Source organism: Pseudomonas sp. NFIX28 (assembly GCF_900107395.1).
In the GTDB taxonomy this organism is placed as follows: domain Bacteria; phylum Pseudomonadota; class Gammaproteobacteria; order Pseudomonadales; family Pseudomonadaceae; genus Aquipseudomonas.
Genome location: NZ_FNPW01000005.1, coordinates 66,623 through 89,088, shown reverse-complemented (window position 1 = coordinate 89,088; position 22,466 = coordinate 66,623). Strand labels below are relative to the sequence as shown.

Annotated in this window: 18 protein-coding genes; 4 read left to right on the top strand and 14 right to left on the bottom strand. The window is 63.5% G+C overall.

The genetic code is table 11. The features are described 5' to 3' along the window. Window positions 1-435: 435 nt before the first annotated feature. Entirely contained in the window at window positions 436-819 is a 384-nt protein-coding gene (locus tag BLV20_RS11525) for a hypothetical protein (RefSeq protein WP_092301255.1), read from the top strand. Between the two features lie 298 nt (window positions 820-1,117). On the opposite strand, the gene BLV20_RS11515 is transcribed toward BLV20_RS11525, so the two are convergent. The 14 genes from BLV20_RS11515 to BLV20_RS11450 form a co-directional block, all read right to left on the bottom strand. Continuing rightward, window positions 1,118-1,711, bottom strand: coding sequence for a MarC family protein (locus tag BLV20_RS11515; protein WP_092301252.1), 594 nt, complete (start codon window positions 1,709-1,711; stop codon window positions 1,118-1,120). 62 nt (window positions 1,712-1,773) lie between these two features. After that, a complete protein-coding gene (locus BLV20_RS11510; RefSeq protein WP_092301249.1) occupies window positions 1,774-4,557 on the bottom strand; it encodes a hybrid sensor histidine kinase/response regulator in 2,784 nt (927 codons plus the stop codon). A 99-nt stretch (window positions 4,558-4,656) separates the two neighbouring features. Further along, window positions 4,657-5,952 carry a phosphoribosylamine--glycine ligase gene (gene purD / locus BLV20_RS11505; protein ID WP_092301246.1) on the bottom strand — a complete coding sequence of 432 codons (1,296 nt, stop codon included), beginning with the start codon at window positions 5,950-5,952 and terminating at the stop codon, window positions 4,657-4,659. Between the two features lie 175 nt (window positions 5,953-6,127). Then, the gene (purH, locus tag BLV20_RS11500; protein ID WP_092301243.1) at window positions 6,128-7,735 is read right to left on the bottom strand and encodes a bifunctional phosphoribosylaminoimidazolecarboxamide formyltransferase/IMP cyclohydrolase; all 1,608 of its coding nucleotides are present in this window, start codon (window positions 7,733-7,735) and stop codon (window positions 6,128-6,130) included. A gap of 81 nt (window positions 7,736-7,816) precedes the next feature. Beyond that, window positions 7,817-8,137: a DNA-binding transcriptional regulator Fis gene (gene fis, locus BLV20_RS11495; protein ID WP_007921650.1), complete on the bottom strand. Its 321-nt coding sequence runs from the start codon at window positions 8,135-8,137 to the stop codon at window positions 7,817-7,819. After that, window positions 8,134-9,147 (bottom strand): tRNA dihydrouridine synthase DusB, encoded by a 1,014-nt coding sequence (gene dusB, locus BLV20_RS11490; RefSeq protein ID WP_092301240.1) that lies wholly within the window; start codon window positions 9,145-9,147, stop codon window positions 8,134-8,136. Before dusB ends, fis begins: the two co-directional genes overlap by 4 nt. A 193-nt stretch (window positions 9,148-9,340) precedes the next feature. Beyond that, complete coding sequence (locus tag BLV20_RS11485; protein WP_092301237.1) at window positions 9,341-10,585, bottom strand: DUF3426 domain-containing protein; 1,245 nt, start codon at window positions 10,583-10,585, stop codon at window positions 9,341-9,343. A 30-nt stretch (window positions 10,586-10,615) separates the two neighbouring features. Continuing rightward, a complete protein-coding gene (gene prmA, locus BLV20_RS11480; protein WP_092301234.1) occupies window positions 10,616-11,494 on the bottom strand; it encodes a 50S ribosomal protein L11 methyltransferase in 879 nt (292 codons plus the stop codon). Window positions 11,495-11,768: 274 nt separating this feature from the next. Beyond that, the gene (gene accC, locus BLV20_RS11475) at window positions 11,769-13,124 is read right to left on the bottom strand and encodes an acetyl-CoA carboxylase biotin carboxylase subunit (protein WP_007921646.1); all 1,356 of its coding nucleotides are present in this window, start codon (window positions 13,122-13,124) and stop codon (window positions 11,769-11,771) included. Window positions 13,125-13,141: 17 nt separating this feature from the next. Beyond that, window positions 13,142-13,603 (bottom strand): acetyl-CoA carboxylase biotin carboxyl carrier protein, encoded by a 462-nt coding sequence (gene accB / locus BLV20_RS11470; protein WP_092301231.1) that lies wholly within the window; start codon window positions 13,601-13,603, stop codon window positions 13,142-13,144. A gap of 48 nt (window positions 13,604-13,651) precedes the next feature. Then, window positions 13,652-14,104, bottom strand: a complete 453-nt coding sequence (gene aroQ / locus BLV20_RS11465; protein ID WP_092301228.1) for a type II 3-dehydroquinate dehydratase — start codon at window positions 14,102-14,104, stop codon at window positions 13,652-13,654. A gap of 144 nt (window positions 14,105-14,248) precedes the next feature. Beyond that, entirely contained in the window at window positions 14,249-16,039 is a 1,791-nt protein-coding gene (locus BLV20_RS11460) for a protein-disulfide reductase DsbD (protein WP_092301225.1), read from the bottom strand. Between the two features lie 157 nt (window positions 16,040-16,196). Next, window positions 16,197-17,240 (bottom strand): methyl-accepting chemotaxis protein, encoded by a 1,044-nt coding sequence (locus BLV20_RS32005; protein ID WP_371914312.1) that lies wholly within the window; start codon window positions 17,238-17,240, stop codon window positions 16,197-16,199. A 973-nt stretch (window positions 17,241-18,213) separates the two neighbouring features. Continuing rightward, window positions 18,214-19,878, bottom strand: a complete 1,665-nt coding sequence (locus BLV20_RS11450; RefSeq protein WP_092301219.1) for a response regulator — start codon at window positions 19,876-19,878, stop codon at window positions 18,214-18,216. Between the two features lie 292 nt (window positions 19,879-20,170). Here BLV20_RS11450 and BLV20_RS11445 point away from each other — a divergent pair, with 292 nt between their 5' ends. The 3 genes from BLV20_RS11445 to BLV20_RS11435 all read left to right on the top strand — a co-directional run bounded on the left by BLV20_RS11445 (window position 20,171) and on the right by BLV20_RS11435 (window position 22,448). Then, window positions 20,171-21,238, top strand: a complete 1,068-nt coding sequence (locus BLV20_RS11445; RefSeq protein ID WP_092301216.1) for a DUF2333 family protein — start codon at window positions 20,171-20,173, stop codon at window positions 21,236-21,238. A 3-nt stretch (window positions 21,239-21,241) separates the two neighbouring features. Then, the gene (locus tag BLV20_RS11440; protein ID WP_092301212.1) at window positions 21,242-21,778 is read left to right on the top strand and encodes an NUDIX hydrolase; all 537 of its coding nucleotides are present in this window, start codon (window positions 21,242-21,244) and stop codon (window positions 21,776-21,778) included. A 298-nt stretch (window positions 21,779-22,076) separates the two neighbouring features. Continuing rightward, entirely contained in the window at window positions 22,077-22,448 is a 372-nt protein-coding gene (locus BLV20_RS11435; protein ID WP_007921638.1) for a translation initiation factor Sui1, read from the top strand. The last annotated feature ends 18 nt before the right edge of the window (window positions 22,449-22,466 follow it).

Below are 22,466 nucleotides of genomic sequence, written 5' to 3'. Positions count from 1 at the left end.
GATCGACCCCGCAGGGGGCGCAGGGATTTTGAAACCGCTGGAGGACCTTCGGTCCTATCGCAGCCTGCGGCAGCGGCTACAGGGGGGGGCGTTAGTTCGTGTAAGGCACTGTCTGAAAGTGAGGTTCTTCGCTTTCTTTTGTAAGGCTTTTCCGAGAAACTCCGGGCCGCTTGCGTCTGGGAAGGGCGCTGTCTAGCCTCGGGTTTGTCACTGGTTTTCAGTGATCGGGTTTAGCAGCTCGACAAATCTCAGGCGTACCAAGTGCCATGCCTTCCTGGTCGGATTTTATTCTGACAGGCCTGTTATGGCGGCTGTACGTGGGGCACCTTCGGGTGCGCCGGGTTCCTGAGCCCTGGTCTGCTAACCCGCGTCCAGCTGCCACCCTCAATCGTTTAGCAGCGACGGGTGAAAGCTCCATTGCTCGGGAGTTACACCATGAAAAAGCTCGTCCCCGATCCACCCGTTTCTCGCTCTTCCGCACGTCGCAATCCAGGGCACAAGCTGACCAATAAAGCGGTCCGGCATTCGTTGGCCAACGGTTCGGCGGAGGTGGTTTTCCTGCAGTCATTGGGGGCCACCGCGGGGCGTGCGGTGGGCAATGACTCGTTGTTTTGCGTGCGTGAAGGCATCAGCGCCGAAGAGGCGTTGCTTCACGTTTCGATCTTGCTCAAGGCGGCCGAGGAGGTGTCCGATGAGATCACCGAGCGGGCCAGTGGCGTGGAGCGTGGCCTGATCTGGTCGCTGATCCATAACGTGGAGATGGCGCGGGGTGTGGTGGACGCGCTGCTCGACGGCAGTCGCCCGCCCACGCAAGCCTGAACCCGAACCCGAACCCGAACCCGAACCCGAACCCGAATCCGAATCCGAATCCGAATCCGAATCCTGTAGCCGCTGCCGAGCCCCGCGAAGCTGCGATCGGCCTGGGCGGCATTCCGACGAAGCGGACGCAAAGGTCTTGAGACCGCCGAAGGCCTTCGGCCTTATCGCAGCCTGCGGCAGCGGCTACAGGTTCAGGCAATGCCCGCTAGACGATCTGAGTTTCACCCCAGAAAAAGCACAGGCTCACTGTCTCCAGTGAGCCTGCTTGTTCACGCCGCTTGTAAGCGTGTCGCTGCCGTTAACCCAGGTACCCCTTGACCCCGGTAAAGATGATCTGCGCCGCCAGGGCGCAGACGAACAGGCCCATCAGCCGGCTGACGATCTGCAAGCCTTGCTCGCCCAGGATGCGTTCGATGCGGTTGGACAGGTAGAGCACCACGCCGACCGTGAAGCTGGCCAGGGCGATGCTGAGGATTGCGGTGAGTTTGTCGTCCCAGTGGGGCTGGCCGACGCCCATCACCAGCAGGGCGCCGATGGTGCCGGGGCCGACTGTCAGGGGGATGGTCAGCGGCACTATGGTCACGTCCTGCTGCACGTTGTCGGTCTGGATCGCCGACTTGCCCTGGGCCATGCCCAGCGCCGAGATGAACAGCACGCTGCCCGCACCGATGCGGAAGGCGTCCACGGTGATGCCGAAGACACTGAAGATCACCCGCCCGAACAGATACAGCAACACGCTGGAGACCAGGGTCGCCAGCGCGACGTTCCACGCCAGGCGTCGACGCTCCTTGCTGGAATAACCGCGGGTCAGGCTGATAAAACAGGACAAGACGAAGAAGGGGCTGTAGAGCACCAGCATCTTCAGGTAAACGCTGAACAGCACATGGAGCATGGCGCAAACTCACAGCGAAGGAGGGCGAGCGGAGTTTAACAGGCGTTTGTCGTGCTGTCGGCTCAGGACGGTTGCGCCGTGATGCGGTTCTGCTGATCGCGCTGTGCCACCCAGTGCTCGATCAATTCGCGCAATTGCGACAGCTCCACCGGTTTGGCCATGTGCCCGTCCATGCCGGCCTGCCGCGCGCGTTCCTTGTGTTCGGTGAGGATGTGCGCGGTCAGTGCCACCACTGGCGTGCGCACGCGCTGGTTGCCGACTTCCCAGGCCCGCAGCTGCTGGGTGGCGGAAAAACCGTCGAGGATCGGCATCTCGCAGTCCATCAGCACCAGGTCGTAGCGCTGGGCTTTCATCGCTTGCAAGGCTTCTTCGCCGTTGCTCGCGGTATCGGGCTGCAGGTTGAGCTTGCCGAGCATGCCGCGGATCACCTTGGTGGAAATGCTGTTGTCCTCGGCGACCAGGATGCGGAAGTCGCTCGGCACCTTGACCGGCACCGCAACCCCGCTCAGCGCATGGGCCTGGTGGGGGACGAACTGGCCCTTGTTGCGCTGGGTCAGCTCGTCGGCCAGGGTGGTCTTGAGGGTATAGCCGGCCACCGGTTTGGCGAGGATGCGCTTGACCCCGGCGTTGCGCGCGATGACCTTGCTCGGCGCGTTGCTGATGCCGGTGAGCATGATCAGCAGGATGTCGTGGTTCAGGCTCGGGTCTTCCTTGATCTTGGCCGCCAGTTGCATGCCGGTCATGCCGGGCATGTTCTGGTCGAGCAGCACCACGTCGAAGTAATCGCGCAGGTGCGCCTTGGTGCGCAGCAGGGCCAGGGCTTCCTTGCCCGAAGGCACGGCGCTGACGTTGAGGCCCCAGGCACTGCATTGCTGCACCAGGACCTTGCGGCAAGTGTCGTTGTCGTCCACCACCAGCACCCGCGCCCCTTGCAGCGGGCCGTCGAGGTCGGAGGTCGGATGCTCCAGGCGTTCCGGGTCCAGCGGCAGGGTCAGCCACAGGGTGCTGCCCTGGTTGGCGCTGCTCTTGATGCCGAACTCGCCGTGCATCAGCAGGATCAGCTGACGGGCGATGACCAGGCCCAGATTGCCGCCCAGGCGGGTGCCGGCGAGGAAGTTCTTGCTGTGCAGTTCCGAGTGCAGCAGGGCTTCGCGTTCCTCGGCCTCCATCGGCTGGCCGCTGTCCTGCACGGCGATGCGCAGGCGCGGTTTGCTGGTGCGTTCGTCGAGGGCGACCACCACCAGGATCTCGCCTTCGTCGGTCTTCTTCAGGGCGTTTTCCAGCAGGCTGAGCATGGCCTGGCGCAAGCGTGTCGGGTCACCGCTGATGACCCGTGGCACCTGCGGCTGGATGAAGCTGATCAGCTCGACGTTCTGCTGCTCGGCCTTGGCGCGGAAAATGTTCAGGCAGTCTTCGATCAGCGCATTGAGATCGAACTGCACGTCGTCCAGCTCGATCTGCCCGGACTCGAGCTTGGAGATGTCGAGGATCTCGTTGATCAAGGTCAGCAGTTCGTTGCCGGCGCTGTGGATGGTCTGCACATAGTCGCGCTGCTTGACCGACAGCGGCGTGCCCAACAGCAGTTCGGTCATGCCCAGCACGCCGTTCATCGGCGTGCGGATTTCGTGGCTGATCTTGGCCAGGAACTCGGCCTTGGCATTGACCTCGGCGTTGCTCGCGGCGAGGTCGCGGCTGACGCTGAACTCGTTCTCGGTGATGCTGCGCTGGCGTTCGCCCAGGGCAATGCTCATCGCCAGCCCGCTCAGGCACATGGTTACCAGCAAGGTAATGATCAGGCCCTGGGGCGCGACCATGGTCAGCCCCAGCAACGCTGGCAGCACGATCAACGCACCGATATTGAAGATGCCCATGCCGGCCACGAAGAAGCGCGCCGGGCGGTAGCCTTTGTGCCAGTGATAGCTGGCGATGAACAGCATGCTCAGGCCGACCAGGGCCACCAGGCCGTAGGTGATGAGGTTCAGCGGCAGCGAGTCGACGAACAGCAGCAACAGGCTGCACAGGCCGACCATCAGGATGTCGACCAGCAGCAGCTTGTTCAGCGGATGCGAGCCCAGCGGGGCAAAAAAGCGATAGACGAACATCAGCCCGCACGGGGTGGTCAGCAGCAGCGCCAGGTAGGCGCCGGGAGTCTGTATCGCGTGCCAGTCCGGCAGCCAGGGGCCGAACAGGTTGAGCATCAGTGCCAGGCTAAGCATCACCAGGGCTTCGTAGGAGGCCAGCCACAGGCTGCTGCGCGAGCGGGTGTAGGCATAGCGCACGAGGTTGTGCAGCATCAGCATGCCCATGCAGCCGAACAGCAGGCCGTACAACACGCTCTGGCCCTGGTTGGCCGCGGTCATGACCGCCGATTGCAGGGTGATGTAAGGGCGCAGCTGATGATCGGAAACCAGGCGCACGTAGACATCGAGGGTCTTTTCGCTTTGCGGCAGCGGCAGCATGAAGTCGCTGCTGGGCAGGGGGCGTTCGGCCTGGGGTTGCTGGGTGCCGGAGGTCAGCTGCTCGACCAGGTTGTCGCCGTCCAGCACATACATGTCCAGGCGTGACAGGTCGGGGGCGAAGATTCGCAGCAGTTGTTCGTGCTTGCCCGGTTGCAGTTTGAAACGCAGCCATAACGCGCCTCCGGGTTCGGCGGCGGTAATGCGTTCCAGTTCGATCGGGCTGAATTGATTGGTGTAGCGCGGGGAACGGATGTCGCGCAGTTGCAGGTCGGCCTGTTCATCGAGCAAAACGGCCCAATTACTGCCTTGTGCGGCCTGGGCCGGGATCAAGCAGAGCAGGGTCAGCAGAGTGACGGTGAAACCTATGGCAGTCCTGAGCCAGCGCACGGCGAAATCCCTTCGTAGGTTGATGCCAGATTATAACTATGCGCGGCGCTGGAGCAGTCCGGCAAGGGCCTGGGGCCCTTGCCTGACCGGAAGACAGGATTACTCCTGATTTTCGCCACGCTCGCGGGCAATGGCCCGGTAACCGATGTCTTTGCGGTAGAAGCAGCCTTGCCAATCGATCTTAGCTGCCAGTTGGTAAGCCTGCTGCTGCGCGGCACCTACGCTTTCGCCCAGGGCAGTGGCGCAGAGCACGCGGCCGCCGGAAGTCACCACTTGACCGTCCTTGAGCGCGGTACCGGCGTGGAAGACTTTGCCTTCCAGTTGGGCGGCCGCGTCCAGGCCTTCGATCACCGCGCCCTTGGCGTAGTCACCAGGATAGCCGCCGGCTGCCAGGACGATGCCCAGGCTCGGACGTGGATCCCATTGCGCTTCGACCTTGTCCAGCGCCTGGGCCAGGGCGGCCTCGACCAGCAGCACCAGGCTCGACTGCAGGCGCAGCATTACCGGCTGGGTTTCCGGGTCGCCGAAGCGGCAGTTGAACTCGATGACTTTCGGGTTGCCGGCCTTGTCGATCATCAAGCCGGCGTACAGGAAGCCGGTGTAGACGTTGCCTTCGTCGGCCATGCCGCGCACGGTCGGCCAGATCACCTGGTCCATCACGCGCTGGTGCACTTCGCCAGTCACCACCGGGGCAGGGGAGTAGGCACCCATGCCGCCGGTGTTCGGGCCGCTGTCGCCGTCGCCGACGCGCTTGTGGTCCTGGCTGGTGGCCATTGGCAGCACGTTCTTGCCGTCGACCATGACGATGAAGCTGGCTTCCTCTCCGTCGAGGAATTCTTCGATCACTACGCGGGAACCGGCGTCGCCGAAGGCATTGCCAGCCAGCATGTCGCGCACGGCGTCCTCGGCCTCGGCCAGGGTCATGGCGACGATCACGCCTTTACCGGCGGCCAGGCCATCGGCCTTGATCACGATCGGCGCGCCTTTTTCCCGCAGATAAGCCAGGGCTGGCTCGATCTCGGTGAAGTTCTGGTAGTCGGCGGTCGGGATCTTGTGGCGCGCGAGGAAATCCTTGGTGAAGGCCTTCGAGCCTTCCAGCTGCGCAGCGCCAGCGGTCGGGCCGAAGCAGTCCAGGCCACGGGAGCGGAACAGGTCGACCACGCCAGCCACCAGCGGCACTTCCGGGCCGACGATGGTCAGCGAAACGTTCTTCTCGGCAAAGTCAGCCAGCTGCTCGAGGGCCAGGACGTCGATGGCCACGTTTTCGCACTTGGCTTCGATGGCGGTGCCGGCGTTGCCCGGAGCCACGAAGACCTTCTCGACCCGTGGGTCCTGAGCGACTTTCCAGGCCAGGGCGTGTTCACGACCGCCGCTACCAATGATCAGTACATTCATTTCAAAAACCTCGGATGACGCTAATTTGGGGAAGCGCGCAAGCCTGACTTTGTAGCCGCTGCCGCCAGGCTGCGATCAACCGCGAAGCGGTTGCAGGATTCAGATCGCTGAAGACCCTTCGGGTCTATCGCAGCCTTCGGCAGCGGCTACAGGGAGGGTGGCGCCCCATTGATACTTAGTGGCGGAAGTGGCGCATACCGGTGAAGACCATGGCGATGCCGGCTTCGTCGGCGGCGGCGATCACTTCGCTGTCGCGCATCGAGCCGCCTGGCTGGATCACCGCAGTGATGCCGACCTTGGCCGCGTTGTCGATGCCGTCGCGGAACGGGAAGAACGCATCGGACGCCATGACTGCGCCCTGCACTTGCAGGCCGGCGTGTTCAGCCTTGATCGCGGCGATACGGGCGGAGTTCACGCGGCTCATCTGGCCGGCGCCGACGCCGATGGTCTGGCGGTTCTTGGCGTAGACGATGGCGTTGGACTTGACGAACTTGGCCACTTTCCAGGCGAAGATCAGGTCGTGGATTTCCTGTTCGGTCGGGGCGCGCTTGGTCACCACTTTCAGGTCGTCGGCGCCGATCATGCCGATGTCGCGGCTCTGTACCAGCAGGCCACCGTTGACGCGCTTGTAGTCCCAGGCCGGGACGCGGTCCGCCGACCACTCGCCGCAAGCCAGCAGGCGCACGTTGGCTTTGGCTGCCACCACGGCGCGAGCTTCTTCGCTGACGCTCGGGGCGATGATCACTTCAACGAATTGACGCTCGACGATGGCCTTGGCGGTCTCGGCGTCCAGTTCGCGGTTGAAGGCGATGATGCCGCCGAAAGCCGATTCGGTGTCGGTGGCGTAGGCCAGTTCGTAGGCCTGGCGGATACCGCCTTCGGCGTCCGGGCTCACGGCCACGCCGCACGGGTTGGCGTGCTTGACGATGACGCAGGCCGGCTTGACGAAGCTCTTCACGCATTCCAACGCGGCGTCGGTGTCGGCCACGTTGTTGTACGACAGTTCCTTGCCTTGCAGCTGGGTGGCGGTGGCGATGCCGACTTCGGCAGGCTTGGCTTCAACGTAGAACGCCGCGCTCTGGTGCGGGTTCTCGCCGTAGCGCATTTCCTGGGCCTTGATGAACTGGCTGTTGAAGGTGCGCGGGAATTCGCTGCGGCCTTCGGTGGTCAGGGTTTCGGCCGCCTGGTTCACGGTGCCCATGTAGTTGGCGATCATGCCGTCATAGGCCGCGGTGTGTTCGAAGGCCTTGAGCATCAGGTCGAAACGCTGGGCGTAGGTCAGACCGCCGGCCTTGAGGCTTTCCAGGACCTGGGCGTAATCGCTGGCGTTGACCACGATGGCCACGTCTTTATGGTTCTTGGCCGCCGAGCGAACCATGGTCGGGCCGCCGATATCGATGTTCTCGATGGCGGTCGGCAGGTCGCAGCCCGGCTTGGAGATGGTGGCTTCGAACGGGTAGAGGTTGACCGCTACCAGGTCGATCGGCTTGATGCCGTGCTCGTTCATGATGGCGTCGTCGATGCCGCGACGACCGAGGATACCGCCGTGGATTTTCGGGTGCAGGGTCTTCACCCGGCCGTCCATCATTTCCGCGAAACCGGTGTAATCCGCGACTTCCACTGCGGCCACGCCGTTGTCCTGCAGCAGCTTGAAGGTCCCGCCGGTGGAGAGGATCTCCACGCCCAGGGCTTCCAGCTCCTTGGCGAATTCGAGGATCCCGGTCTTGTCGGAAACACTGATCAAGGCGCGGCGGATCGGCAGGCGGGTAGTCTGGTCGGTCATCTCAATTTCCATCAAAAGCAAAGGAGTCAGCAAAAAAGGCGACCGGTTTTACGCGGGCGCCTTTCTGGTTTGATTGAATGCTTACAGCAAATCGTACTGCTTGAGTTTCTTGCGCAGGGTGCCGCGGTTCAGGCCGAGCAACTCGCTGGCCTTGGTCTGGTTGCCCTTGACGTAGTTCATCACGCTCTCGAGCAACGGAGCCTCGACTTCGGAGAGCACCAGGTTGTACACGTCCGTGACGGCCGCGCCCTCAAGGTGGGCGAAATAATTGTGCAGCGCCTTCTCGACACTCCCGCGAAGGGTCTGGCCTTCTTCGCTCGGTGTATTGAGGTGCTGTTTCAAATTCACGTTGTCGCTCACGGGTGCTGTTCCACTCACTAAAGTCTCGGTCATCATCGTCATGCGGCCACCCCCTCTCCGTCCCCTGTCACCAGGCTCTTGTAACGCTCGGCAAAGAACTCACGAACGTTGGCGCACTGTGCTTCCGTATCTTCCAAACGATTGAAGTGGGCGCGAAACTCCCTGGCGCCCGGCAGGGTCGCGAGATACCAGCCCACATGCTTGCGAGCAATGCGTACGCCCATGACATCTCCATAGAAGGCATGCAGCGCGGCCAGATGCTCAAGCAGAATACGTTCCACTTCGAACAGCTCCGGTGCCGGCAGGGTTTGTCCGGTACGCAGAAAATGTTCGATCTCGCGAAAAATCCATGGCCGCCCCTGGGCGGCCCGGCCGATCAACAGCCCGTCGGCACCGGTAGCGTCAAGGACGTAGCGGGCCTTCTCGGGCGAGTCGATATCGCCGTTGGCGAATACCGGTATCGACACCGCCTGCTTGATCGCGGCGATGGTGTCGTACTCGGCAACACCGGTGTACAGGTCGGCCCGGGTCCGACCATGGACCGCCAATGCCGTGATGCCTGCCTGTTCGGCGATCTTCGCCACCGTCAGGCCGTTCTTGTTCGCCCGGTCCCAGCCGGTACGGATCTTCAGGGTGACCGGCACATCGACTGCAGCCACGACGGCATGCAGGATCTCGTTCACCAGATCTTCATCTTTCAGTAACGCGGAGCCGGCGGCCTTGTTGCAGACCTTCTTTGCCGGGCAACCCATGTTGATATCAATAATCTGTGCGCCCAACTCGACGTTGGCGCGGGCGGCATCCGCCAGCATCTGTGCATCGCCACCGGCGATCTGTACCGAGCGCGGCTCGGGATCACCCTCGTGGATCATGCGCAGGCGCGATTTGCGACTGTTCCACAAACTCATGTCGCTGGTGACCATTTCCGAGACTACAAGGCCTGCGCCCAACCGCTTGCAAAGCTGACGAAAGGGCTGGTCGGTGACACCCGCCATGGGGGCGAGAATCAAGCCGTTGTGCAATGTATATGGGCCGATGCGTACCGCCGACATAGGACTTCCCTGTTGTGGGGCCGGATCATGAGAGTTCGAAAAAGGGTTGGCATGATACCCGCTCTCGATGACCGGATAAAGGCTGAACTGGATAAAATCTGAACAGTTATTCCGTTATTGCCAACCGTTTGGTCGGCGAACAACAGCTAACAACCGCCGCCATCCAGTGCGGCCTGCGGCCGGATGCCGCGTCCTACTCGGGCGAGTGGAAGCTCAGGCTGTAATTGACCGCCTTGGGGCCCGGGTCGAGGATGTCCAGCGCAATGTGGATCGGTGTCTGCGGCGGCATCTCCGACACGCCTTCGAGTTCGCCCTTGACGTATTCGCCGGGCTTGAAGCGACGACTGGCGATCAGGTGCCCGTTGAGGTCGGCGAAACGCAGCTCCAGCAGCGGGAAGGGCTGGGAGAACGGCGCGCGGTTGTAGATGATTGCATCCACCACCAGGGCGCCGCTGAAGTCCGGATGGCTGCGCACCACCAGGTTGCTGCTCTTGATGCGGCCGATATCGACCTTCGAAGGCACTGTGCAACCCAGCTCGGGACACAGTTTCTGGAACCAGGGGCGGTATTGGTCCTGGCGCGCCAGTTCGTCGAAATGGTAGGCGATGTACTGGCCCGCCAGGCCGGCGGCGGCCAGCAGGATCAACAGGCTCCAGAGCAGGCGGCGGCCCCAGGGCGAACGGCGTTTTTGCCAGTCCAGCTGGATCGGATCGTCTTCCAGGTCCAGCAGCACGGCGTCGGGCGTTGCCGGTTCGGCGCGGCCGCGCTTGTGGCGGGGCGCAGGGCTGGGGGGCGGCTCGATCTCGTCGGGCTCGTCGGCGCTCAGGGAAATGTGCTGCGGCGTGGGCTCGAGGTCGTCGTCCAGGACCAGGGAGGCCGCCTTGGGTTCGTCTTCCAGGTCATCCAGGTTGAAAGACAGCGACGGTTCGGTGCGCCCAGACCGGCCGGTGTCGACAGGCGGCTCGGGCTTTTCGTCGAGGTCGTCGCGGGCGCCGGATGGCTGGCTGAACAGGCTGTCGGGCCAATGTTCCTCTTCGGCGTCCGGCTGGTCACGGCGGGCGCTGAGGGCGCTTTCCCTGGGCGGGCGCTCCTGGCCAAAGGTCTTGGCTGGCTGGATTTCCCGCTGTTCGAGCTTGGCCAGTTCCTCGTCCAGGTCGAGGCTGTCCAGGTCAAGTTCGGTGGCGTTCCACTGCTTCTGGCTGATGGCGCGCGGTGGTGGCGGCTCCTGCGGTTCGGCAGGGGCGGCCGGAGTGGAAGGTGCGGCAGGTTTGGCGACAGCGTCCTTGCCAGCGCGTTGCTCGAGCAACTGCCGTGCGGCGTTGAACACCTGCAGGCACGAGCCGCAGCGCACCACGCCACGGGCCACGCTCAACTGAGCGTGGCTGACGCGGAAGCTGGTCTGGCAATGCGGGCACTGGGTGACGAAGCTGTCGGTCATGCGGCGATCCGGTTCATACAGGCGGCCATTTTAGCGCCGACGGCCGGTGATGCGTACCCAGCCATCGAGGTTGGCGATTGGATCCAGGTCGAAGTCCTGGGCGTAAGCGGCTGCGACTTCTTCGCCCTGCTCGGCGAGGATGCCCGACAGCGCCAGGCGCCCGCCGCTCTTGACCAGGCTGGACAGCTGCGGGGCCAGGGAAACCAGCGGGCCGGCGAGAATGTTGGCGACCAGGACGTCGGCCTGGACCTGCGGCAGGTCTTCGGGCAGATAAAGCGGGAACAGCGCTTCGGCGATGTTGTTGCGGCCGGCGTTGTCGCGGGAGGCTTCCAGGGCCTGTGCGTCGATGTCGGTGCCCACGGCTTGCTTGGCGCCCAGCAGCAGGGCGGCGATCGCCAGGATCCCGGAGCCACAGCCGAAGTCCAGCACGTTGCAGTCTTTCAGGTCCTGGCCGTCGAGCCATTCCAGGCACAGGGCGGTGGTCGGGTGGGTGCCGGTGCCGAAGGCCAGGCCCGGGTCGAGCAGCAGGTTGACCGCGTCCGGCTCGGGCGCGGCGTGCCAGCTCGGGACAATCCACAGGCGCCGGCCAAAACGCATCGGCTGGAAGTTGTCCATCCAGCTGCGTTCCCAGTCCTGGTCTTCGATCACTTCGCTGTGGTGTTCGGGCAGCGGGCTGCCGGTCAGCAGCTCAAGGTGGGCCAGCACGCTGGCGGCCTCGGTGCCGTCTTCGAACAGGGCCAGCAGGTGGGTATGGTTCCACAGCGGGGTGGTATTGAGTTCCGGCTCGAAGATTGGCTGATCCTCGGCGTCCATGAAGGTCACCGAAACGGCGCCCACTTCGAGAAAAGCGTCTTCGTAGGTTTCGGCTTGTTCTGGGCTGATGGCGAGACGGACTTGCAGCCAAGGCATGGCGGGCACCTTTGAAATATGTAATGTGCAGCCTAGCGGGCTGCGAGAAGCGCGCAAGTTTACGCGAGCGAGGCGCAGAAGACGACACGCCAGGCGCCATTTCCCCGGGCAGCCCCATCCTTTGTAGGGGCGAGCGTGCTCGCGATAGCGACTGACGGGCTGCGCCGGTAATGGGCCGCCTGTGCGGACCGCGAGCGCGCTGGCGGCTACAGGTTTTGCGCCAGAAACGACAAGGCCGCTCGAAAGCGGCCTTGTCGGTCTGGTGCGGTGTCGATCAGTGTTGACCGGCCAGCTTGTGCTCCAGGTAGTGAATGTTCACGCCACCTTTGCAGAAGCCTTCGTCACGGGTCAGGTCGCGGTGCAGCGGGATGTTGGTCTTGATCCCGTCGACCACGATTTCGTCCAGCGCATTGCGCATGCGCGCCATGGCTTCTTCACGGGTTGCCCCGTAAGTGATCAGCTTGCCGATCAACGAATCGTAGTTCGGTGGAACCGCGTAACCGCTGTACAGATGCGAGTCGACGCGCACGCCATTGCCGCCCGGAGCATGGAAATGCTTGACCGTGCCTGGGCTTGGCATGAAGGTTTTCGGGTCTTCGGCGTTGATCCGGCATTCCAGGGCGTGGCCACGAATGACCACGTCTTTCTGGGAAATCGACAGCTTGTTGCCAGCGGCGATGCTCAGCATCTCCTTGACGATGTCGACGCCAGTGACCATTTCCGACACCGGGTGCTCTACCTGCACGCGAGTGTTCATCTCGATGAAGTAGAAGCGACCGTTCTCGTACAGGAACTCGAAGGTACCGGCGCCGCGGTAGCCGATGTCGATGCACGCCTTGACGCAGCGGGCGAAGACTTCCTGGCGAGCGGTTTCGTCGATGCCCGGAGCCGGCGCTTCTTCAAGCACCTTCTGGTGGCGACGCTGCAGGGAGCAGTCGCGGTCGCCCAGGTGGATCGCGTTGCCCTGGCCGTCGGACAGTACCTGGACTTCCACGTGACGTGGGTTGGTCAGGAACTTCTCCAGGTAGACCATCGGGTTGCCGAATGCCGCGCCCGCTTCGGAGCGGGTCAGCTTGGCCGAGGAGATCAGGTCTTCTTCCTTGTGCACCACGCGCATGCCGCGACCACCGCCGCCGCCAGCGGCCTTGATGATCACCGGGTAGCCGACTTCACGGCCGATACGCAACGCGGTTTCTTCGTCTTCCGGCAGCGGGCCGTCGGAGCCGGGAACGGTCGGTACGCCGGCGGCGATCATGGCGTGCTTGGCCGATACCTTGTCGCCCATCAGGCGAATGGTCTCGGCTTTCGGGCCGATGAAGGCGAAGCCGGAGTTCTCGACCTGTTCGGCGAAGTCGGCGTTTTCCGCGAGGAAGCCATAGCCTGGGTGAATGGCGGTGGCGCCGGTCACTTCGGCGGCAGCGATAATCGCCGGGATGTGCAGGTAGGAGTGCGCGGCGGAGGCCGGGCCAATGCAGACGGATTCGTCTGCCAGGCCCAGGTGCATCAATTCCTTGTCGGCCTTGGAGTAAACGGCGACGGTCTTGATACCCATCTCTTTGCAGGCACGCAGAATCCGCAGGGCGATTTCACCGCGGTTGGCGATCAGAACTTTTTCCAACTTCGCAGACATCGTTGGCTCTCCGCGGTTCAAACGATGGTGAACAGCGGTTGGTCGTACTCAACCGGCTGGCCGTCTTCAACGAGGATGGATTCGATCACACCGCTGGTTTCAGCTTCGATGTGGTTCATCATCTTCATGGCTTCGACGATGCACAGGGTGTCGCCTTTCTTCACGCTCTGGCCGACTTCAACGAAGGCTGGCGAGGTTGGCGAGGATTTGCGGTAGAAGGTGCCGACCATCGGCGAACGGGCAACGTTGCCGTTCAGCACAGGGGCAGCTGGAGCTGCTGGTGCGGCAGCGGCGGCCGGAGCGGCAGCTGCTGGTGCGGCGGCCGGGGCAGCCATCGGTGCCGGTGCGTAGTATTGCTGGGCTGGAGTCTTGCTGTGACGGCTGATGCGTACGGACTCTTCGCCTTCCTTGATCTCGAGCTCGTCGATGCCGGACTCTTCCAGCAGTTCGATCAGTTTCTTAACTTTACGGATATCCATGAATCATCAACTCCCAAGGGTCGGTCAGGGGCGTTTATTGCCTGTCGTTCAAGCTGTTGCTTGTCGTTCAAGCTGTTCTAGGGCGGCCTCCAGGGCCAGTCGGTAGCCGCTGGCGCCAAGGCCGCAGATCACTCCCACCGCAACGTCGGAGAAGTAGGAGTGATGGCGGAAAGGTTCGCGTTTGTGCACGTTAGACAAATGCACTTCGATGAATGGGATGCTCACCGCCAGCAGCGCGTCACGTAATGCGACGCTTGTATGCGTAAAAGCTGCTGGATTGATCAAAATGAAGTCCACGCCTTCATCGCGGGCGGCGTGGATGCGGTCGATCAATTCATACTCGGCGTTGCTTTGCAGGTAGAGCAGATGGTGGCCGGCCTCGCGAGCGCGACGCTCCAGATCCTGGTTGATCTCAGCCAGGGTGACTGCCCCGTAGACCCCCGGTTCGCGGGTGCCGAGCAGGTTCAGGTTGGGTCCGTGAAGAACCAGTAGGGTCGCCATCTGCCGTTCCTTGTTATTGCGCAGTGATTGGAATGTGCGGTTATCAGAACTCGGCGACTATGCCGCAAAGCCTTTGTGACTGTCCAGTTCTCTGCAATAGGCAGCACGATGACCGATGTTTAGCCAAAATATGTGACCAACTGACTAAATCCGGTCATTTGCCGCGGCAATGCGTTCGGCGAAGTCCCTGGCGCTGATTTCGCCGATTACGCGCACTTCGGCACGTTCGACGCCATCTTTGCCGAAGAACATCAATGCCGGCGGACCGAACAGTTGATAGCGGTCCAGCAGGGCGCGCTGTTCGCTGTTGCTGGCGGTGATATCGAAGCGCACCAGGCGATAGCCCTGCAGGCGCTCGAGGACCAGGCTGTCGCTGAGCACCTCGCGTTCGATGACTTTGCAGCTGATGCACCAGTCGGCGTACCAGTCGAGGAGCAGCGGGGCGCCGGCGCTTCGGGCATCGGCCAGGGCCTGGTCGAGTTCGCCGGGGGTGGTGACCGTCTGCCATTGGGCGGTGCTGGTTTTTCCGGGGCTGCCGATGGCCGCCACCGGTGGACGGGCGAGCGGGTTGAACGGATCGGTCTGGCCGCTGAGCGCGCCGTACCAGCAGGCCAAGGCATAAAACACCAGGAACAGCCCGAGCAACTGCGCCAGGCGTTCGCGGGGTGCCTTGTAGACAAACTCCAGGGCGCCGAGGAACAGGCCGACGCCGGCCGCCAGCGCGCCAATCAGCAACAGGCTGACCTGGCCCGGCAGGACCCGGCTCAGCAGGCCGATCGCCAGGCCGAGCAGCAGCACGCCAATGGCGTTTTTCACATACACCAGCCAGGGCCCGCTTTTCGGCAGCCAGGCCGCGCCGCCGGTGGCCACCAGCAACAGCGGCGTGCCCATGCCCAGGCCCAGGGCGAAGAGTTTCAGGGCGCCGCCCAAGGCATCGCCGCTGGCGCTGATATACAGCAGGGCACCCGCCAGGGGCGCCGAAACGCAGGGCGATACCAGCAGGCTGGAGACCACGCCCAGCACCGCCGCGCCCCACAGCGAGCCGCCTTCGGTACGCCCGGCGATGCGTTCCAGGCGCTGGCTGATAAAGCGCGGCAGCTTGAGTTCGAAGACATCGAACATCGCCAGGGCGAACACGGCGAAGAACAGTGCAAAGGGCACCAGCACCCAGGCCGATTGCAGGCGGGCCTGCAAATTGAGCTGGGCGCCGAACAGCCCCATCAGGGCGCCCAGAAGGGCGAAGCAGGCCGCCATCGGCAATACATAGGCGAGCGACAGGTTGAAGCCACGCCAGCCGCCGACCTGGCCCTTGAGCACCACGCCGGAAAGAATCGGCAGCATCGGCAGGACGCACGGCGTGAACGTCAGGCCGATGCCGGCGAGGAAGAACAGCGCCAGCTCACGCCAGCTCCAGACGGCTTTTCCAGGGGCGGAAGCAGGGCTGGCGGCGCTTGCGGCATTCGCCGAAGAGGCCGCGCCGTCGATTGGCAGGCGCTCGGTTTCCGGTGGATAACACAGGCCCTTGTCGGCGCAGCCCTGGTAGGTCACGGCCAGGGTGAAGGCTCTTTGATCGGCGGCGGGGCGCGGCAGTTCGATATCGAGAATGCCGTGGTAGACCTCGACATCGCCGAAAAACTCGTCGTGTTTCTGCTCGCCCTTGGGCAGTTGGGCAGCGCCCAGGGCGATGTCGGCAGGCTCGGCACGGAACTGGAAGCGGTGGCGGTAGAGGTAATAACCCTCGGCGGCGACGAAGCGCAGCTTGATCGATTGCGGCGTGCTTTGCAGCAGGCTCAGCTGGAACGCTTCGCGCACCGGCAGGAAGTCGGCACTGTTGTTGATCGAGCCCAGGGTCGAACTGGGGCGGCTGTCCAGCAACCCGCCGGCGGTCGCCGGCAGGGCAAGGACGAACAGCAGCAGGCAAAGCAGGCGACGCATGGCAATCTCGCGAATCGAAGGTGTGCGCATGATAGCGGAGAGCGGCGGGGTTCGCAGGCTGGTGGGCGGTCTGGGTGGCTTTTGATCGCGGGCAAGCCTCGCTCCTACAGGTTCGCGTCATCTGTAGGAGCGAGGCTTGCCCGCGATAGGGCTCAAGTCAGACGCGGAACGCCTGCACCGCCGTGTGCAGCTGGCCGCCCAGGGCCAGCAGGTTCTCGCCTTGTTCACGGCCTTCGCCGATGCGTTGCAGGTTGTCCCCGCCCAGTTGATGAATGCGCTCGCTGTGGTCGCGGATTTCGCTGACGGCGCCGCTTTGCTGGGCGGTGACATCGGCAATGCGTATCGCGGTGTCGGAAATGGTCTGGATCGCCCCGACGATTTCATCCAGCGCGCCGTCCGCGGCCTGGGCCTGGCTGGCCGTGGCCTCGGCGTGTTCGACCTGGGCGCGCATGCCCTCCACCGATTGTCGGGCGGCGGCTTGCAGGCCGGCGATCAGGGTCTGGATCTCGGCGGTGGCCCCGGCGGTGCGCTGGGCCAGGGAGCGCACTTCCTCGGCGACCACGGCAAAACCGCGGCCCATTTCCCCGGCCCTCGCGGCTTCGATGGCGGCGTTCAGGGCCAGCAGGTTGGTCTGGTCGGCAATGGAGCGGATGACCGTGAGCACGCCACCGATGGTCGCCGACTCTTCGGCCAGTTGTTCGATCATCTGCGCGTTGCCCTGCACCTCGCCGACCAGCGCATGCAGCCCGGTCAGGCTCAGGCCGATGACTTTCTGCCCCTGCTCCACCGCCACCCCGGCGCTGCGGCTGGCATCGGCGGCCTGGCTGGCATCGCCGGCGACTTGCTGGATGGTCGCTTCCAGCTCGCCCAGGGCGTCGCGGATCTGCGCGGTGTCGCCGGCCTGGCGCTCGGCCCCGCCGTGCAGGCCGCTGCTCAGTTCCGCCAGGGCGCGGCTGCTGCCGGCGACCTGCTCGGCGTTCTGCCGGATGGTGCCCACCAGGTCCACCAGATAGGCGCGCAGGCGGTTCAGTGATTCTTCGATATCGTGCAGCTCGCGGTTGGTCCGCCCCAGCTGGATGTCGCGGCTGAAGTCGCCCTCGGCCCAGGTCGACAGGGCCGGCGCCAGGTTGCTCAGGACCCGCGCCAAACGGCGCTGCAAGGTGTCGATGAGCAGGGCGATCAGCAGGATCAGGGCGATCATCAGGCCTTGCATCAACCGCACTTCGCCCTGGATCTGCCCGTGCTGGGCGCGCACGGTCGGCTCCAGCTCGGCGATGGCCTGCTGCACGGCGGCGATTTTCAGGTGGGTGGCGGCGCTGAGGTCGGCGCGTTTCTGGATCTGTTCGCGAGTGCGGTTCAGCTCGGCGGGGTAGCGGCCGAGCAGGCTGTTGAGCTCGCGCTTGAGGCCGATGCCGGCGTCTTCGGCGGCGGCCTTCTCGGTGTTCTCCAGGCCCATCATGGCGGCAAAGTCATCGGTGTTCGAGGCGTTGCTGGCGGCGACTCCGAGCAACGGCAGGGCTTCCAGCTGCTCGGCCTGGGCGCGCATGTTGCTCACTTCGCGCTCGACATCGGCGGCCAGTTCGCTGCGACCGCTGCTCACCAGTTTTTCGCGGGCCAAGGACAGCTTGCCCAGGTGCTGGGAGGCGGTCAGCAGCAACGGCAGGTAGGTCGCGGCGCTGGGATTGCTGGCCGCCCCGGTCGCGTATTGGCTCAGTTGTTCGAGGCTGGCGCCCAGCTCGCGCTCGGCCTGCAGCAGCAGCGCTTGTGGGTCGCCGGCCAGTTTGCCGGCGGCCAGCAAATCGGTCTTGCTGAAGTCGGCCAGGCCCGACAGGCTCGGGCGCAGGCTTTGCGCCAGTTCCGCGGGCAATTCGTCGAGCTGCGCCTGCTGGGTTTCGATGGCCTGGCTGGCGCTGCTCAGGCGCAGGGCATCGCCGCTGGCCAGGTAGTCTTCGATGTTGCGCGCCACCTGGTTCTGGAACTGCTGGGACAGCCCCAAATAGCGCTCCATCAATAGATAAGGGCGCTCGAGGGCGCGTTGCGACCACCAGAGCGTCGCGCCCAGGGCCAGGCAAACGGCAACTAATAGCAGGGTATTGAGATTGGTCAGCAGCTTCAGGCGCATCGCGTCCTACCAACGACTTGAATGGTAAGCGCCTGAATTTATTGCGTTTGCATTACAAGGTTATGACCGAATTGGTGGATTCCGATGAAAAAGTGGCGCTTTGATGGCGCGCCGCCTGGACCCGGTTTCGCCCGCTGTCCTTGGCGCGGTAGAGCGCTTCGTCGGCCTGGCTGGCCATCATCAGGCTGTCGGAGTCTTCCCGCAGTTCGACCACCCCGGCGCTGAAGGTGCACCACAGGTCCTGCGGCTGGGCCGGGTAGTGGATTTCGGCAAAACGCTGGCGGATTTCGTCCAGTACCTTGCAGGCGGCTTCAAGGTCGGTGTCGGGCATGACGATGGCGAATTCCTCGCCGCCGTAACGCCCGATGAAATCGGTCTTGCGCAGGCGTTGCTTGAGAAACAGCGCCAGGCTCTTGATTACCCGGTCGCCCATGGGGTGGCCGTGGCTGTCGTTGACCCGCTTGAAGTGGTCGATGTCGAGCATGGCGAAGCTCAGCGGCTTGTTTTCGCGGCGCGCGCGGAAGCTGCAGTCTTCGAGCAATTGCAGGATGTGGGTGTGGTTATACAGCCCGGTGAGGCTGTCGCGGACCATGCGCGCCTTGAGGTTGCGTGCGCGGGCGGCGCGGTTGCGCACGGTGGTGATCAGGTGGCGCGGCTTGATCGGCTTGGTCAGGAAGTCGTCGCCGCCTTCGCTCATGGCGTCCAGCTGCTTGTCCAGGTCGTCCTCGGCCGACAGGTAGATGATCGGCACGCTGACATAACGATCGTTATGGCGGATCACCTTGGCCAGTTCGGTACCGGTGCAGGCCGGCATATACATGTCGAGGATGATCAGGTCGGGCTGGAAGTCGGCGAGTTCGGCCATCGCCCGGATCGGCTCGATCAACGTCCGGGTAATGATTCCGGCGCTGTTGAGCAGGCGTTCGGTGTGCAGGGCCTGGGCGCGGGAGTCGTCGATGATCAGCACTTTATAAGGTTCGTATTGGGCGACGCAGGTGAGGATCTCGATTTTCTCCAGCAGGCTCGAGGCCTCCAGCGTACCGGTGAGGAATTCCTGGCCACCGGCGCGCACGGCGGCCAGGCGGGTCGGGGTGTCGGTTTCGTGGAGGCTGAAAAACAGCAGGGGCAGCTTCTGCTCCAGGCCTTCCTGGGCTTCGGCGGCCAGCTGCAGGCCCATGCCGCTGCCGCAGAAGTCGACGTCGATGACGATGGCCGCCGGCAGGCGCTCGATCATCGAGGAGCGAAACGCGGCGATGCTGTCCAGGGACTGGGCGCTGAGGCCGAAGAATTCCAGCTGCTTGGCCAGGCGTTCGGCGCGGTCGTGGTCTTGCAGCATCACGTAGATCGGCTTGCGCAAGGGCGGCAGGAAGGTCTGTTCCAGCTGGTCGCCATGGCGCAGGCCGGTGCGCGACAGACGCTGCATCAGCCGGTTGAGGTCGGTGATCAGGCCGCTGCTCAGGCGACCGCGGTTGGCGTCCACCGCTTCCAGCGAATCGCTGATGCTGCGGGCCAGCTGGGTATGTTCGGGTTGTTCGAAGCGTTCGGCGAAGCGCAGCAGGCGCAGGTTGGCCTCGCTGAGTTCGGACATGTCGGCGCTCGACCATTCGCTGCGCTGCAGGCGCTGCCATATCTCGAGGATCTGACGAGCCTGGTGAATTACCCGCTGGGCAAAGTGGTGCTTGAGGCGCTCACGGCTGGGGTCTTCTGGCTCGGTCATATCCTGACTACTAGTTAGGGCGCATGCTGAGGTCGAGTGGTGGCTCTATGCTAGCACCTCTTATGGAATGTACGAGTGTCGTACGTCAACAATCTGCAAAGCGACGTTATTCATTTCCCGACCGACTGGTCGCATAGGTTCTGGACTGTGCTTCATTTATAGTGGCCGCTCGATGTAAACCCGGCATGTGGCGTCTTGCGCGGCGGATGATTTTTAATCCGCCCGGTTCGAGGCACGATGGCGTAGGGTTGTGGTCGAACCGATGAACCCAAGTGATTGAAAGGATATAGCCATGCTGGACTGGAAGAACCGCGCGGGCAGCGCGCCGGATCGTGCTGCCGAACCCAAGTCGGCGACACGCAGCTACTTTGGTGGCCTGTTGTTCAGCCGCGCCCTGGGCACCTTGCTGGGGCTGTATCTGCTGGTAGCCAGTGCCCTGGGCTGGTACTGGAGCCAGGAGCCGTCGCTGTTCCCGGTTCAGCAAAGCGCGCAGGTGGCCGCCGAGAAGGAAGGCAAGCAGATGGTCGTCGGCTACACCACGGTGGAAACCCTCAAGTCCGTGGCCGGCACCTTGCTGAACAAGCCGGGTGGCTATATTTCCAACGACCGTTTCCCGCCGGGCCTGTGGATGGACAACATGCCGAGCTGGGAATACGGCGTGCTGGTGCAGGTCCGCGACCTGACCCGCGCCCTGCGCAAGGACTTTGCCCGTTCCCAGTCGCAGTCCGCCGAGGACGCCGACCTGGCCAAGGCCGAGCCGCGCTTCAACTTCGACAACAAGAGCTGGGTGCTGCCGTCCAGCGAATCCGAATACCAGGAAGGCATCAATTCCCTGAGCCGCTACCAGGCGCGCCTGTCCGATCCGAACCAGAAGAGTGCGTTGTTCTATGCCCGCGCCGACAACCTGAACAACTGGCTGGGTGACGTCGGTACCCGCCTGGGTTCGTTGTCCCAGCGCCTGTCGGCCAGTGTTGGCCGGGTCAAGCTCAACACCGCGCTGAAAACCGAAACCACGGCGCCGGGCCAGTCGCCGCAGGTTGACGAAGAAGTGGTGGAAACCCCCTGGATGCAGATCGACAACGTGTTCTACGAAGCGCGTGGCCAGGCCTGGGCCTTGTCCCACCTGCTGCGCGCCATCGAGGTCGATTTCGCCGACGTGCTGGCGAAGAAAAACGCCACGGTCAGCGTGCGCCAGATCATCCGTGAGCTGGAAGCGTCCCAGGAGCCGATCTGGAGCCCGATGATTCTCAACGGCAGCGGCTTCGGCGTGTTGGCCAACCACTCGCTGGTCATGGCCAACTATATTTCCCGGGCCAACGCCGCGGTCATCGACTTGCGTCAACTGCTCAATCAGGGCTGATCCATGGTGGTTACCTCCAATGAGGCGGCGCATCGCGCCGCCTCCGATGCCGAACAAGTCGCCTGGGTCGATGGCGAAGACCAGTTGCTGGGCGCGCTGGCCCGCTCGGAGTTGCGCGAGCGCGGCCTGATCGGGCGCGGCACCTATATCCTGCTGTTCAATTCCGCCGGCGAGCTGTGCGTGCACCGGCGTACCTTGAGCAAGGCCATCTATCCCGGCTACTGGGACGTGGCCGCGGGCGGCATGGTGCAGGCTGTCGAGAGCTACGCGGAGTCGGCGGCTCGCGAGCTGGAGGAAGAGTTGGGCGTGAGCGGGGTGGAATTGACCGCCCATGACCATTTCTTTTTCGAAGACACCGACAATCGTCTCTGGTGCTCGGCCTTTTCGGCGGTCTGGGACGGGCCTCTGCGCCTGCAGCCGGAAGAAGTGCTGGAAGCGCGCTTCATCCCGATCGACGAAGTGATGCGGGAAATCACCGAAAAGCCTTATTGCCCGGACTCTTTGGCGGCCTTGCAGCGCTATCTGGCGCGGCGTCGCTAAAGTTGTATAAATTGGCGCGGTTAGGCTCTTAGCAAGTCGGCTTTTTGCCGTTACACTGCGCGACCTTTTTCAAGCTGGGTCGGCATGCTTCTGTCGGAGCGCAGCTTGCTCGCGATGGACGTTAACGATAACGCATGCTTTCAGAGAGCACCCGTCATCCTTGCGTTCTTCGCGAGCAAGCTGCGCTTCTACAAGGTAGTCCGGCCCAGTAGCGCTGCCCCTGCCTGAGTGGGGCTTCGCGGTCGATGGCACAGGCCATGTGCTTCGACCAGTCTTTGTCCTCCCAAGAGGATTGCCGGTGGCCAAAAAAGCCGCATCCTTCGCCGCCCTTGGTGGCCTGGTATTTTCCACCGACGCAGGTCGACATTGCCCGGACTGTAGCCAGCCGGTGGCAGCCTGCATCTGCAAACAAACCGTTATCCCTGCCGGCGACGGCATCGCTCGCGTGCGTCGCGAAAGCAAGGGCCGTGGCGGCAAGACGGTGACCACCATCACCGGCGTGCCGTTGGCCGAAGACGCGCTCAAGGAGCTGGCGACCACGTTGAAGAAACGTTGTGGCACTGGTGGCGCGCTCAAAGATGGCGTCATCGAGATCCAGGGCGATCATGTCGAGCTACTCTTGGCAGAGCTGATCAAGCACGGTTTCAAGGCGAAGAAGTCCGGCGGCTAGCAGCCTCTGTGAAAACCA

Bases quoted from the DNA above. Each gene is read 5' to 3' on its own strand.
- purH (WP_092301243.1), bottom strand. From the start codon at position 7,735: ATGACCGACCAGACTACCCGCCTGCCGATCCGCCGCGCCTTGATCAGT.
- BLV20_RS11450 (WP_092301219.1), bottom strand. From the start codon at position 19,878: ATGACCGAGCCAGAAGACCCCAGCCGTGAGCGCCTCAAGCACCACTTT.
- BLV20_RS32005 (WP_371914312.1), bottom strand. From the start codon at position 17,240: ATGATCGCCCTGATCCTGCTGATCGCCCTGCTCATCGACACCTTGCAG.
- fis (WP_007921650.1), bottom strand. From the start codon at position 8,137: ATGACGATGATGACCGAGACTTTAGTGAGTGGAACAGCACCCGTGAGC.
- accB (WP_092301231.1), bottom strand. From the start codon at position 13,603: ATGGATATCCGTAAAGTTAAGAAACTGATCGAACTGCTGGAAGAGTCC.
- BLV20_RS11515 (WP_092301252.1), bottom strand. From the start codon at position 1,711: ATGCTCCATGTGCTGTTCAGCGTTTACCTGAAGATGCTGGTGCTCTAC.
- dusB (WP_092301240.1), bottom strand. From the start codon at position 9,147: ATGTCGGCGGTACGCATCGGCCCATATACATTGCACAACGGCTTGATT.
- BLV20_RS11485 (WP_092301237.1), bottom strand. From the start codon at position 10,585: ATGACCGACAGCTTCGTCACCCAGTGCCCGCATTGCCAGACCAGCTTC.
- BLV20_RS11445 (WP_092301216.1), top strand. From the start codon at position 20,171: ATGCTGGACTGGAAGAACCGCGCGGGCAGCGCGCCGGATCGTGCTGCC.
- BLV20_RS11525 (WP_092301255.1), top strand. From the start codon at position 436: ATGAAAAAGCTCGTCCCCGATCCACCCGTTTCTCGCTCTTCCGCACGT.
- purD (WP_092301246.1), bottom strand. From the start codon at position 5,952: ATGAATGTACTGATCATTGGTAGCGGCGGTCGTGAACACGCCCTGGCC.
- aroQ (WP_092301228.1), bottom strand. From the start codon at position 14,104: ATGGCGACCCTACTGGTTCTTCACGGACCCAACCTGAACCTGCTCGGC.
- accC (WP_007921646.1), bottom strand. From the start codon at position 13,124: ATGTCTGCGAAGTTGGAAAAAGTTCTGATCGCCAACCGCGGTGAAATC.
- BLV20_RS11460 (WP_092301225.1), bottom strand. From the start codon at position 16,039: ATGCGTCGCCTGCTTTGCCTGCTGCTGTTCGTCCTTGCCCTGCCGGCG.
- BLV20_RS11440 (WP_092301212.1), top strand. From the start codon at position 21,242: ATGGTGGTTACCTCCAATGAGGCGGCGCATCGCGCCGCCTCCGATGCC.
- prmA (WP_092301234.1), bottom strand. From the start codon at position 11,494: ATGCCTTGGCTGCAAGTCCGTCTCGCCATCAGCCCAGAACAAGCCGAA.